The sequence below is a fragment of the Pseudomonas sp. NPDC089554 genome, assembly GCF_050280645.1.
Taxonomy (GTDB): domain Bacteria; phylum Pseudomonadota; class Gammaproteobacteria; order Pseudomonadales; family Pseudomonadaceae; genus Aquipseudomonas.
The window spans coordinates 1-13,243 of record NZ_JBNNVR010000071.1 but is presented as its reverse complement, the minus strand read 5'-3'; the positions used below and the strand labels follow the sequence as shown (position 1 = coordinate 13,243).

11 protein-coding genes are annotated in these 13,243 nt (G+C 63.8%); 10 read left to right on the top strand and 1 reads right to left on the bottom strand.

What is annotated here, in order from left to right; translation table 11 throughout:
• Positions 1-47 precede the first annotated feature (47 nt).
• The 6 genes from prlC to ACQKPE_RS19145 all read left to right on the top strand — a co-directional run bounded on the left by prlC (position 48) and on the right by ACQKPE_RS19145 (position 7,872).
• Positions 48-2,099 carry an oligopeptidase A gene (gene prlC, locus ACQKPE_RS19170; RefSeq protein ID WP_427668198.1) on the top strand — a complete coding sequence of 684 codons (2,052 nt, stop codon included), beginning with the start codon at positions 48-50 and terminating at the stop codon, positions 2,097-2,099.
• On the top strand, positions 2,096-2,380 hold the full coding sequence (locus ACQKPE_RS19165) for a YheV family putative zinc ribbon protein (protein ID WP_427668197.1): 285 nt from the start codon (positions 2,096-2,098) through the stop codon (positions 2,378-2,380). The genes prlC and ACQKPE_RS19165 overlap by 4 nt, the downstream gene beginning before the upstream one ends.
• Before the next feature lie 87 nt (positions 2,381-2,467).
• Positions 2,468-3,523, top strand: coding sequence for a PA0069 family radical SAM protein (locus tag ACQKPE_RS19160; RefSeq protein ID WP_427668196.1), 1,056 nt, complete (start codon positions 2,468-2,470; stop codon positions 3,521-3,523).
• Positions 3,524-3,840: 317 nt separating this feature from the next.
• On the top strand, positions 3,841-4,560 hold the full coding sequence (locus ACQKPE_RS19155) for a carbonic anhydrase (RefSeq protein WP_427668195.1): 720 nt from the start codon (positions 3,841-3,843) through the stop codon (positions 4,558-4,560).
• 192 nt (positions 4,561-4,752) lie between these two features.
• Positions 4,753-6,273, top strand: coding sequence for a SulP family inorganic anion transporter (locus ACQKPE_RS19150; RefSeq protein WP_427668194.1), 1,521 nt, complete (start codon positions 4,753-4,755; stop codon positions 6,271-6,273).
• 129 nt (positions 6,274-6,402) lie between these two features.
• On the top strand, positions 6,403-7,872 hold the full coding sequence (locus tag ACQKPE_RS19145; protein WP_427668193.1) for an aldehyde dehydrogenase family protein: 1,470 nt from the start codon (positions 6,403-6,405) through the stop codon (positions 7,870-7,872).
• Between the two features lie 49 nt (positions 7,873-7,921).
• Here ACQKPE_RS19145 and ACQKPE_RS19140 read toward each other — a convergent pair whose 3' ends face one another.
• The gene (locus tag ACQKPE_RS19140) at positions 7,922-8,563 is read right to left on the bottom strand and encodes a hypothetical protein (protein ID WP_427668192.1); all 642 of its coding nucleotides are present in this window, start codon (positions 8,561-8,563) and stop codon (positions 7,922-7,924) included.
• Between the two features lie 378 nt (positions 8,564-8,941).
• Here ACQKPE_RS19140 and coxB point away from each other — a divergent pair, with 378 nt between their 5' ends.
• Genes coxB through ACQKPE_RS19120 form a run of 4 tightly spaced genes read left to right on the top strand, consistent with a single transcriptional unit; the run spans position 8,942 to position 13,167 of the window.
• Positions 8,942-10,069, top strand: coding sequence for a cytochrome c oxidase subunit II (coxB, locus tag ACQKPE_RS19135; protein WP_427668191.1), 1,128 nt, complete (start codon positions 8,942-8,944; stop codon positions 10,067-10,069).
• 22 nt (positions 10,070-10,091) lie between these two features.
• Positions 10,092-11,684, top strand: coding sequence for a cytochrome c oxidase subunit I (gene ctaD / locus ACQKPE_RS19130; protein WP_427668190.1), 1,593 nt, complete (start codon positions 10,092-10,094; stop codon positions 11,682-11,684).
• Between the two features lie 12 nt (positions 11,685-11,696).
• Positions 11,697-12,263, top strand: a complete 567-nt coding sequence (locus ACQKPE_RS19125) for a cytochrome c oxidase assembly protein (RefSeq protein ID WP_427668189.1) — start codon at positions 11,697-11,699, stop codon at positions 12,261-12,263.
• Between the two features lie 16 nt (positions 12,264-12,279).
• Entirely contained in the window at positions 12,280-13,167 is an 888-nt protein-coding gene (locus ACQKPE_RS19120; RefSeq protein ID WP_427668188.1) for a cytochrome c oxidase subunit 3, read from the top strand.
• Positions 13,168-13,243 lie beyond the last annotated feature (76 nt).

Below are 13,243 nucleotides of genomic sequence, written 5' to 3'. Positions count from 1 at the left end.
TTGTAATTAAGATGGGCGAGTGTTTCTCCTGCCAAGGTATCCAAACCGTGAGTGCGAACAATCCACTTCTGCAGTCTTACGATCTGCCGCCCTTCTCGGCGATCCGTGCCGAACACGTGTTGCCGGCCATCGAGCAGATCCTGGCCGACAACCGCAAGGCCATCGCCGATATCCTCGAGCAGCAGGGCAACAACCCCACCTGGGCTGGCCTGGTGCTGGCCATGGATGAACTCAACGACCGCCTGGGCGCGGCCTGGAGCCCGGTCAGCCACCTCAATGCAGTGTGCAACAGCAAGGAGCTGCGCGAGGCCTATGAGTCGTGCCTGCCGGCCCTGAGCGCCTACTCCACCGAGCTGGGGCAGAACCGCGCGCTGTTCGACGCCTACCAGGCCCTGGCCAACGGCCCAGAGGCTGCCAGCTTCGACGTGGCGCAGAAAACAATTCTCGACCACGCCCTGCGTGACTTCCGCCTGTCGGGTATCGACCTGCCGGCCGAGCAGCAGCAGCGCTACGCCGAGGTGCAGAGCCGCCTGAGCGAGCTGGGCAGCCGCTTCTCCAACCAGCTGCTCGACGCCACCCAGGCCTGGACCAAGCACATCACCGACGAGGCGGCCCTGGCCGGCCTGACCGACTCGGCCAAGGCGCAAATGGCCGCCGCCGCCCAGGCCAAGGGCCTCGAGGGCTGGCTGATCACCCTGGAGTTCCCCAGCTACTACGCGGTGATGACCTACGCCAGCGACCGCGCCCTGCGTGAAGAACTCTACGCCGCCTACTGCACCCGCGCCTCCGACCAAGGCACCCATGCTGGCCAGTTCGACAACGGCCCGGTGATGGCCGAAATCCTCGACCTACGCCAGGAATTGGCCAAGCTGCTGGGCTACGCCAACTTCGCCGAGCTGAGCCTGGCCACCAAGATGGCCGAGTCCAGCGACCAGGTGCTGAGCTTCCTGCGCGATCTGGCCAAGCGTTCCAAGCCATTCGCCGCCCAGGACCTCGAGCAGCTCAAGGCCTATGCCGCCGAGCAGGGCACCCCTGAGCTGGCCAGCTGGGATGCCGGCTACTTCGGCGAAAAACTGCGCGAGCAGCGCTACAGCGTGTCGCAGGAAACCCTGCGCGCGTACTTCCCGGTCGACAAGGTGCTGTCTGGCCTGTTCGCCATCGTGCAGCGCCTGTACGGCATTGAAATCGCCGAGCTCAAGGGCTTCGACGCCTGGCACCCCGACGTACGCCTGTTCGAGATCAAGGAAAACGGCCAGCACGTCGGCCGCTTCTTCTTCGACCTCTATGCCCGCGCCAACAAGCGTGGCGGCGCCTGGATGGACGGCGCCCGCGACCGCCGCCGCACCGCAACCGGCAGCCTGCAAAGCCCGGTGGCGAACCTTGTGTGCAACTTCACCCCGGCAGCCCCTGGCAAGCCTGCGCTGCTGACCCACGATGAAGTGACCACGCTGTTCCACGAGTTCGGCCATGGCCTGCACCACCTGCTGACCCGCATCGAGCATGCTGGCGTTTCCGGCATCAACGGCGTGGCCTGGGATGCGGTGGAGCTGCCGAGCCAGTTCATGGAGAACTGGTGCTGGGAGCCCGAGGGCCTGGCGCTGATCTCCGGCCACTATGAAACCGGCGAGCCACTGCCCCAGGACCTGCTCGACAAGATGCTGGCAGCGAAGAACTTCCAGTCCGGCATGATGATGGTGCGCCAGCTGGAGTTCTCGCTGTTCGACTTTGAGCTGCACGCCACCCATGGCGATGGCCGCAGCGTGCTGCAGGTGCTCGAAGGGGTGCGCGACGAGGTATCGGTGATGCGCCCGCCGGCTTACAACCGCTTCCCCAACAGCTTCGCGCACATCTTCGCCGGCGGTTATGCGGCCGGTTACTACAGTTACAAGTGGGCTGAGGTGCTGTCGGCCGATGCCTTCTCGCGCTTCGAGGAAGAAGGCGTGCTGAACGCCGAGACCGGCCGTGCCTTCCGTGAGGCCATCCTGGCCCGTGGCGGCTCTCGCGAACCGATGGTGCTGTTCGTCGACTTCCGTGGCCGCGAGCCATCCATCGATGCACTGCTGCGCCATAGTGGTTTGAGCGAGGACGCAGCGGCATGAGCGAGGTGCTTGTGAACAAGACCAAGAAGCGCTTCATCGCCGGGGCGGTATGCCCGGCGTGCAGCGAGCCCGACAAACTCATGATGTGGAGCGAAGACGACGTGCCGCACCGTGAGTGCGTGGCTTGCGGCTTCACCGACACCCTCAACGAGCAGGGGCTGTCGGTGCCCAAGGAGCTGGGCACGCGGGTCAACCAGCTGGCGCCCAAGGCGGCGGCGACGCCGGTCAAGGTGCAGGCGGTGCAGTTCTTCCCGAACCCGAAGTTGAAGAAGCCTCAGTAACGGCTGGGTAATTCCGCCCACTGGCACTGGTGTAAACGAGAAACCCGGATTACTGTATATAAATACAGCTATCCGGGTTTCCTCATCATGACGCCAACCTCCTTGCGCGGCCGTGGCACCGCCAGCAACCCGCACAACCGCTTCGCCCCAAGCCGTTCCGTGGTCGAGGACGACGGCTGGCACCAGGAAGTCCCGCCCACCCAAGGCACCGAGGTGCGGGTGGAACTGGCCAAGACCATCATCAGCCGCAACACCTCCCCCGACCTGCCTTTCGATCGCGCCATCAACCCCTACCGCGGTTGTGAGCACGGCTGCATCTACTGCTATGCCCGCCCCAGCCACGCCTACTGGGATCTCTCCCCGGGCCTGGACTTCGAAACCAAGCTGATCGCCAAGACCAACGCCGCCGAAGTGCTCGAGCAGCAACTGAGCAAGCCGGGTTACCAATGCGCGCCGATCAACCTGGGCTCCAACACCGACCCTTACCAGCCCATCGAGCGCGAGCAGCGTCTGACCCGCCGCGTGCTCGAAGTGCTGCTGCGCTATCGTCACCCGGTCACCATCGTCACCAAAGGTTCGTTGGTGCTGCGCGACCTCGACTTGCTGTCGGAGCTGGCCAGCCAGCGCCTGGCGCGGGTGATGATCAGCCTCACCACCCTGGACGACGAACTCAAGCGCACCCTCGAACCCCGCGCGGCGGCGCCCAAGGCGCGTCTGCGGGCGATCCGCGTGCTGCGCGAAGCCGGTGTGCCCGTGGGCGTGTTGTGTTCGCCGATGATCCCGATGGTCAACGACCACGAACTGGAGCGCCTGCTGGAAGCGGCGAAAGAGGCCGGCGCGCAGAGCGCGGCCTACATGCTGCTGCGCTTGCCGCTGGAGGTGGCGCCCCTGTTCGAGCAATGGCTGCACGACCACCACCCGCAGCGCGCGGCCCATGTGCTGAGCCTGATCCGCCAGAGCCGCGGTGGCGAGCTGTACGACAGCCGCTTCGGTGCCCGCATGCGTGGCGAAGGCGTGTTCGCTGATCTGCTGGCGCAGCGTTTTGCCAAGGCCATGCGGCGTTTGGGCTTCGAGGGGCGGGAATCGCTGACGCTGGATTGCACGGCGTTCTGCCCGCCAGGGCGGCAGATGGGGTTGTTCTGAGCCTGGGCTTCCCCGTCGTAAGTTCGACGCGGGGTCTTTTCCTACCTCTAAACCTTACTCATACAAGCCAATAATTTCATGCTGGGGTATTGGCGATTGATGCTTTTTTGCTATTATCGAATGCCCACCTGAATTTCCTGGAACGCCCGTTCTAGAGCCTTCGAATTCAGTTTCAGTTAAGTTTTCTCCCGTAGCGTAGGAAATCAGTCAGCAGCGACTGTGATTAATGGCCTGTGCGTGTCATCTAATTCTCCGCATAGCCAGAATCTTTCCCCGGTAATATGGACCGTACCTACAAACCGTCAAGAGGATGAATCATGCCCGTCAAGGACCCATCCAAGCCCGCTCCGGACGTTCCTGCCGAGAGCGCCGATGTCGCCCTGAAGCACATCGTCGACGGCTTCCTGAAGTTTCACCATGACGTCTTCCCCGAGCAGCAAGAGCTGTTCAAGAAGCTCGCCACCGCGCAGACGCCGCGCGCCATGTTCATCACCTGCGCCGACTCGCGCATCGTCCCCGAGCTGATTACCCAGAGCTCGCCAGGCGACCTGTTCGTCACCCGTAACGTCGGCAACGTGGTGCCGCCGTATGGCCAGATGAACGGCGGCGTTTCCAGCGCCATCGAGTACGCCGTGCTGGCCCTGGGCGTGCACCACATCATCGTCTGCGGCCACTCCGATTGTGGTGCAATGCGCGCGGTGCTCAACCCGCAATCGCTGACCAAGATGCCAACCGTTTCCGCTTGGCTGCGCCATGCCGAAGTGGCGCGTACCGTGGTCGAGAACAATTGTTCTTGCGACACCGAACACGAGAGCATGCAGGTGCTGACCAAGGAAAACGTCATCGCCCAGCTGCACCACTTGCGCACCCACCCGTCGGTGGCTTCGCGCCTGGCGGCCGGCCAGCTGTACATCCATGGCTGGCTGTACGACATCGAGACCAGCCGTATCGAAGCCTACGATGCCGCCACCGACCGCTTCCTGCCGCTGACCGCCGGCGAGCCCATTCCAAGCGCCACTCCGAGAGGCCGCTACTAAGCGACCCTTCCACCCGAAGAAACCTTGAATAGCCGGCTGCGCCCCTGAGGCGCGGCACGGTCTTCGGCTGCCTTGAATTTCCCTGTCTGCCCTGCCGGCAAGCCCGCTGGTGGCCCGTGCCTGCGCGCAATTCAGGGAACCCCCGTGCCCTCGGTCAGAGGAATGGCCGAGCGATAGAAAAGGAGCGTTACGGTGAATACGACACAGATCAGAGCGGCGTTGCCGCGCGAGTTGTTGGCCTCGGTGGTGGTTTTCCTGGTGGCCCTGCCGTTGTGCATGGGCATTGCGATTGCCTCCGGCATGCCCCCGGCCAAGGGGCTTATTACCGGGATCATCGGCGGTATCGTGGTGGGCTTTCTGGCGGGCTCGCCGTTGCAGGTCAGTGGGCCTGCGGCGGGCCTGGCGGTGCTGGTGTTCGAGCTGGTGCGCCAGCATGGCATGGCCATGCTCGGGCCGATCCTGCTGCTGGCGGGCCTGCTGCAACTGCTGGCCGGGCGCTTTCGCCTGGGCTGCTGGTTCCGCGTCACCGCGCCGGCGGTGGTGTACGGCATGCTGGCCGGTATCGGCGTGTTGATCGTGCTGTCGCAGGTGCACGTGATGTTCGACGCGGCACCCCTGCCCTCGGGTGTGGATAACCTGCTGGGCTTCCCGACTACCCTGGCCTCGGCACTGCCCCAGGAAAGCAACGCCTGGCAGGCCGGTGCCCTGGGCCTTGGCACCATCGCCTTGATGTGGGGCTGGGAGCGCTTCAAGCCGCAGCGGCTGCGCTTTGTGCCCGGTGCGTTATTGGGTGTGGCAACGATGACGGCCTTGAGTATCTGGCTGGCGTTGCCGGTGAACCGCGTGCAGGTGCCGGCCGACCTTTCCGAGGCCATCGACTGGTTGCGACCGGACGACCTGCTGGCGCTCGCCGACCCTACCCTGCTGGTCGCCGCCCTCGCCCTGGCCTTCATCGCCAGCGCCGAGACGCTGCTTTCAGCTGCTGCGGTAGACCGCATGCACAATGGCCAGCGCTCGGATTTCGACCGCGAACTTTCCGCTCAGGGCGTAGGCAACATGCTGTGTGGCGTGCTCGGCGCGCTGCCGATGACCGGGGTGATCGTGCGCAGCTCGGCCAACGTCCAGGCCGGTGCGCAAACCCGTTATTCGGCGATTCTCCATGGCCTGTGGCTGCTGGCGTTCGTCGTGGCGCTGAGCAGCGTGCTGCAGCAGATCCCGGTGGCAAGCCTGGCCGGGGTGCTGGTGTATACCGGCGTGAAACTGGTCGACCTGAAAGCCCTGCGCGGCCTCGGCCGATATGGGCGTATGCCGATGCTCACCTACGCTGCCACCGCGCTGGCGATCATCTTCACCGACCTGCTCACCGGTGTGCTGCTGGGCTTCGCCCTGACCCTGCTGAAGCTGGCGTTCAAGGCCGCGCGCCTGAAGATCAACCTGGTAACGCTGGACAAACCGGGGCACATGGAACTGCGCCTGAGCGGCGCGGCCACCTTCCTCAAGGTGCCCGCGCTGACCCAGGCGTTGGACAGCGTACCGGCCGGCACCACCTTGCATGTGCCGCTGGGCAACCTGAGCTACATCGACCACTCGGTGCTGGAGTTGCTCGAGGATTGGGGCCGGGCCAGCCGCGCCAACGGCTCGCGCCTGCGGGTCGAGCAGCGCGGGCTCAAGCGCAGGATCGAAGGCCGACTGCGGCGGGCGGTGCAGGTCTGAGTACACAACCAAGGGGGCGGTCCGGGCCTGTTCCATCGGTGAGCGCGATCACGGTGGAATAGACCGGGGGCCTGGCGCGTTATGGAGAGGACTTCGACACCTTATCTTTCCAACGCGAGGGTTATGAGTATGACGTCCACCGAATTCGCTCACCCATCAGCCCCCCGTGAAGAGCTGCTGCAAAGCGCCAGGCTCGACGCGGGCTTTAGCAACTTCATCAACGGCCAGGCCGTTTCGCCTGGGGGACGTTTGCACGTCGTCAACCCGGCAACCGGCGAAATCATTGCCAGTGTGCCCGATGCGGGCCAAGAGGCACTGGACCAGGCGGTACAGGCCGCGCGCGACGCCTTCCCGGCCTGGGCCGCAACCCCTTGGGCCGAGCGGCGCAAGGTGCTCGAGCTGTTCCTGAAACGTATGGAGGAGCACCAGCAGGAGCTGGTCGCCTTGTTGACTGCTGAAACAGGGCGTCCGCTCGCCACCTCGGCTTGGGAGCTTGGCGGCGCCATTCATGCATTCGGCCCGACCTTGCTGGGCCTGGAGCTGCCGCAGGAACACGTCGATTCGCCCAGCCGGGGCAAGGTCATCAAGCGCCATGTGCCGCTGGGGGTGGTGTGCGCCATCAGCCCGTGGAACGTGCCGGTGCTGTTGTCTTGCGTGAAGGTGCTGTCGGCGTTGCTGACCGGAAACACCATCGTGCTCAAGCCCTCGCCTTTTGCGCCGCTGACCGTACTGCGTGTGATGGCCCTGGCCAATGATTTGCTGCCACCTGGCGTATTGAACGTGATTACCGGCGGCGACGACCTGGGCCCACTGATGACGGCACACCCAGGCTTCGATAAGGTGACCTTCACCGGCTCGACGCAAACCGGCAAGCGCGTGCTGAGTTCCGCCGCTCCGACGCTCAAGCGCGTCACGTTGGAACTGGGCGGCAACGATCCCGCGATCGTACTGCCCGATGCCGACCCGCAAGCCATTGCCGAACCTTTGTTCTGGAGCATGTTCATGCTCAACGGCCATGCCTGCATCAGCCTCAAGCGCCTTTACGTGCATGAGTCGATCTACCCGGCCGTTACCCAGGCACTGCAAGCCTACGCGGCGCAGATCAAGACCGGCGATGGCTTCGACCCGCACAGCGCGTTGGGCCCGGTACAGAACAGAATGCAGTTCGAGCGGATTCTTGAAACCTGGTCCGCCATCCAGGCCAGCCGCACCCCGGTGCTCTACCAGGGCCAGGCACCTGAGCAAGGCTATTTCTTCCCGGTGACGCTGCTGGACAACCCGCAGGAAGACGCAGCGTTCGTCAGCAAGGAAGTGTTCGGCCCGATTCGCGCCATCATGAAATACACCGACCTCGACGATGCCATCCGGCGCGCCAACGACACGCCTTATGGGTTGGGCGCTTCGGTATGGGGCCAGGATGCCGAGCAGCTGCGCGCGGTAGCCGACCGCTTGAACGCCGGTACGGTATGGATCAACCAACACGCCAACCTGAGCATCGACCTGCCCTTCGGCGGGCACAAGGAGTCGGGCGTAGGTGTCGAGTTCGGCGTCGAAGGGCTCAAGTCTTACTGCAACGTGCGCGTGATCACCGCGATTTGAGTGGGCCTGGTGTGCGGTGCTCGGTCTGCCGGCACCACACACCCGCCATTCAGGCCGACTGCCCCAGTTCCACGCCCAGCTGGCGCGACAGGCACGGCCAGCGCTTCCACGCTTCGCCGGTTTCAGGGCTGCTCAGCTTCTCGCGGTAGGCTTCCACCGACTCCACGGCGAAGCTCTCGTCGTCGAGCATCTCGTCCACCGAGTGGTGCACTACTTCATCCAGCTGGTTGGCGAACTCCTCGCCGATCAACTGGTGGGCGATCAGGTTGGCCACGGTGGTGTCCACGGGAATCAGCGGCTGCTGGAAGTGGCGGATATACAGGTCGTTGACCTCCTCCACCAGGCGATGCGCCAGGTAGGCTTCATCCAGCAGGCAGTCCAGGCCCACATGGCCCTGCATCACGCTCGGCGGTTGCAGGAAGTAAGCCTCGGCGATCTTCAGCACCGGCTTGATCTGCGACTCGATACCGGCTTCGCGGGCGACCGCGTGGGCGGCCTCGAGCAGCTCCGGTACCTCGTCGATGTAGGCGCTGACGAAGCGGATCAAGGTTCCCTGGGCGTCCTGCTGGGGGAGTTGGATCGAGGGGTGCAGATGAGGCAGTTGTTGCGCGAGGCGGGCTTTGAGTTGGCCGGTCTGTTGTTCGTGTTGGTGGGCTTGGGCAATCTGCTCGCGTACAGCAGCGATGTTCATGACAACTCCAGGGACAAGGCGTTACAAACGGAAGACACTAAGTTAGCTCGCTTCCCGAAATGCCTAAGACGTATTTGTTATAACCCTAAGGCACTTACTTCGAAGGGTTATATTAAGATGCCATCATTGTGCTCCAACCGCTCAAGCTCAAACCTTTCAGCCCTTCCGGGAATTTCCTGAAGATCATTTCATGGACGTCATTGCGCGCCATAAGTCGCTGTCTATACTCCGGTTGAAACGTGATTCGTTGATGAGGCCCGACTGCCTGTGCAGGGGGCTCGGTCGTCGAAGCCAGGCAGTCTTGGCCACCGTTCCCTTCCTAACGTCGTAAGGTCGTCCACGCCTCCGGGACAACAAGAACGATAAGGGGAACCCGCAATGATGCGACATCCACATGTCTGGATGGGCCTCCTGCTGTGGTCGATGTTCGGACAGGCGAACGCCGCCTGGACCGTGAACATGTCACCAGGGGCGACGGAAGTCTCCCACGCCGTGTTCGACCTGCACATGACCATCTTCTGGATCTGCGTGGTCATCGGCGTCGTGGTGTTCGGCGCGATGTTCTGGTCGATGGTCATCCACCGGCGCGCGGCAGGCCAGGAGCCTGCGCATTTCCACGAGCACACCTGGGTGGAAATCCTCTGGACGGTGGTCCCCTTCCTGATCCTCGTGGTCATGGCCATCCCGGCGACCAAGACCCTGATCGACATCTACGACGCCAGTGAGTCGGACATCGACATCCAGGTCACCGGCTACCAGTGGAAGTGGCACTACAAGTACCTGGGCCAGGACGTGGAGTTCTTCAGCAACCTGGCCACCCCCGCTGCACAGGTGCGCAACCAGGCACCGAAGGACGAACACTACCTGCTCGAGGTCGACCAGCCGCTGGTGCTGCCGGTCGGCGCCAAGGTGCGCTTCCTGGTGACCGCCGCCGACGTCATTCACTCCTGGTGGGTGCCCGCCTTCGCGGTCAAGCGTGACGCCATCCCCGGCTTCGTCAACGAAGCCTGGACGCGGGTCGAGAAGCCCGGCATCTACCGCGGCCAGTGCACCGAGCTGTGCGGCAAGGACCACGGCTTCATGCCGGTGGTGGTGGAGGTGAAGTCCAAGGCCGACTACGACACCTGGCTCGCCGAGCGCAAGGCCGAGGCCGCCAAGCTCAAGGAGCTGACCAGCAAGGAGTGGACCCTCGAAGAGCTGGTCGAGCGCGGCGACAAGGTCTACCACACCACCTGCGTGGCCTGTCACCAGGCCGAAGGCCAGGGCCTGCCGCCGATGTTCCCGGCGCTCAAGGGCTCGAAGATCGCCACAGGGCCCATAGAGGCGCACCTGGGCATCGTCTTCCACGGCAAGCCGGGCACCTCGATGGCGGCGTTCGGCAAGCAGCTTTCGGAAGTCGACATCGCCGCGGTGGTGACCTACGAGCGCAACGCCTGGGGCAACAACAAGGGCGACATGGTCACGCCGAAGGACGTGCTGGCGCTCAAGCAGGCTGAAGGCCAATGACCCGGACATCAGGAGACAGGACATGAGTGCAGTGATCGACGACCACGGTCATGCCGGCCATGACCACGCCCACGGCCCGGCCAAGGGCCTGATGCGCTGGGTGCTGACCACCAACCACAAGGACATCGGCACGATGTACCTGTGGTTCAGCTTCGCGATGTTCCTGCTGGGCGGCTCGTTCGCCATGGTGATCCGCGCCGAGCTGTTCCAGCCCGGCTTGCAGATCGTCGAGCCAGCGTTCTTCAACCAGATGACCACCATGCACGGCCTGATCATGGTGTTCGGCGCGGTGATGCCGGCCTTCGTCGGCCTGGCCAACTGGATGATCCCGCTGATGATCGGTGCGCCCGACATGGCCCTGCCGCGCATGAACAACTTCAGCTTCTGGCTGCTGCCGGCCGCCTTCCTGCTGCTGGTGTCGACGTTGTTCAGCCCCGGCGGCGGGCCGAACTTCGGCTGGACCTTCTACGCCCCGCTATCGACCACCTACGCCCCGGCCAGCGTGACCTTCTTCATCTTCGCCATCCACCTGATGGGCATCAGCTCGATCATGGGCGCGATCAACGTGATCGCCACCATCCTCAACCTGCGTGCCCCCGGCATGACCCTGATGAAAATGCCGCTGTTCGTCTGGACCTGGCTGATCACCGCGTTCCTGCTGATTGCGGTGATGCCGGTGCTGGCTGGCGTGGTGACCATGATGCTGATGGACATCCACTTCGGCACCAGCTTCTTCAGCGCGGCTGGCGGCGGTGACCCGGTCTTGTTCCAGCACGTGTTCTGGTTCTTCGGCCACCCCGAGGTGTACATCATGATCCTGCCGGCCTTTGGCGCGGTCAGCTCGATCATCCCGGCGTTCTCGCGCAAGCCGCTGTTCGGCTACACCTCGATGGTGTACGCCACCGGCGCCATCGCCTTCCTGTCGTTCATCGTCTGGGCCCACCACATGTTCGTGGTCGGCATTCCGGTGGTGGGCGAGCTGTTCTTCATGTACGCCACCATGCTGATCGCCGTGCCCACCGGGGTGAAGGTGTTCAACTGGGTCAGTACCATGTGGCAGGGCGCGATGACCTTCGAGACGCCCATGCTGTTCGCCATCGCCTTCGTCATCCTGTTCACCATCGGCGGGTTCTCCGGGTTGATGCTGGCCATCGCCCCGGCGGACTTCCAGTACCACGACACCTACTTCGTGGTTGCCCACTTCCACTACGTGCTGGTGCCGGGGGCGATCTTCGGCATCTTTGCCTCGGCCTACTACTGGCTGCCGAAATGGACCGGCCACATGTACGACGAAACCCTGGGCAAGCTGCATTTCTGGCTGTCGTTCGTGGGCATGAACCTGGCCTTCTTCCCCATGCACTTCGTGGGGCTGGCCGGCATGCCGCGGCGTATTCCGGACTACAACCTGCAGTTTGCCGACTTCAACATGGTGTCGTCGGTGGGCGCGTTCACCTTCGGTGCCACGCAGATCCTGTTCCTGTTCATCGTCATCAAGTGTATCCGTGGTGGCGCGCCTGCCCCGGCCAAGCCCTGGGATGGCGCCGATGGGCTGGAGTGGTCGGTGCCTTCGCCGGCGCCCTACCACACCTTCCAGACCCCGCCGGAAGTGAAGTAGGAGGCCGATGACATGGACAGCCTGCCGCTCAAGCGCCTGGTGTTGCGCCTGCTGATGCTCACCGTGGTGATGTTCGCCTTCGGCTTCGCCCTGGTGCCGATCTACGACGTGATGTGCCGGGCGTTCGGCATCAATGGCAAGACTGGCGGGCAGTACGAGGGCAGCCAGGTCATGGACCCTTCGCGTTCAGTGCGGGTGCAGTTCATGTCGACCAATGCCAGCGACATGGTCTGGGATTTCTACTCCACCGCCGACCAGCTGGAAGTGAACCCTGGCGCTGTGAACCAGATGGTGTTCATCGCCCACAACCCGACCGACCGGCCCATGAGCGCCCAGGCAGTGCCCAGCATCACCCCGGCCGAGGCCGCCGCGTACTTCCACAAGACCGAGTGCTTCTGTTTTACCCAGCAGGTGCTGCAACCGGGCGAGCGCATCGAGATGCCGGTGCGCTTCATCGTCGACCGCGACCTGCCGGTGGGCGTGAAGCACCTGACACTGGCCTACACCTTGTTCGACATCACCGCTCGCCACCCACCGGTCGCGCACCTCGCGGGCCAGGACGTCCAGGGCGCCCGTTAAGGGAAGGAGAACAGCAATGGCAAGTCACGAGCACTACTACGTCCCGGCGCAAAGCAAGTGGCCGATCATCGCCACCATCGGCCTGTTCGTCACGGTGTATGGCCTGGGCACCTGGTTCAACGACCTCAAGGCTGGCCACCCAGAGTCCCACGGGCCGCTGATCTTCTTCGTCGGCGGGCTGTTCCTGGCCTACATGCTGTTCGGCTGGTTCGGCGCGGTGATCAAGGAAAGCCACGCAGGGCTGTACAGCGCGCAGATGGACCGCTCGTTCCGCTGGGGCATGAGCTGGTTCATCTTCTCGGAAGTGATGTTCTTCCTGGCCTTCTTCGGTGTGCTGTTCTACGTGCGGGTGCTGGCCGGGCCGTGGCTGGGCGGTGAGGGCGACAAGGGCGTGAGCCACATGCTGTGGCCGAACTTCGAGTACGTCTGGCCGCTGCTGCACACCCCCGACCCGAAACTGTTCCCGCCACCGAAGGACATCATCAACCCGTGGCACCTGCCGCTGATCAACACCATTTTGCTGGTGAGCTCCAGCGTGACTATCACCATCGCCCACCATGGGCTGCGCAAGGGGCACCGCGGCCAGCTGAAGCTGTGGCTGGGGCTGACCATTCTGCTGGGGTTGGCGTTCCTGGCGTTGCAGGCCTACGAGTACTACGAAGCCTACGTGCACCTGGGGCTGACCCTGGGCTCGGGGATCTACGGCGCGACCTTCTTCATGCTCACCGGTTTCCATGGTGCGCATGTGACCTTGGGGACGTTGATCCTGATCGTGATGTTCGCGCGGGTGCTGCGCGGGCACTTCGAGCCTGAAAAGCACTTCGGTTTCGAGGCCGCCAGCTGGTATTGGCACTTCGTGGATGTGGTGTGGGTTGGGTTGTTCATCTTTGTATACGTGCTCTAGACACCGCCCCCTGTAGGAGCGGGCTTGCCCGCGAATGCGATGTTGAATGCACCGCCGCATTCGCGGGCAAGCCCGC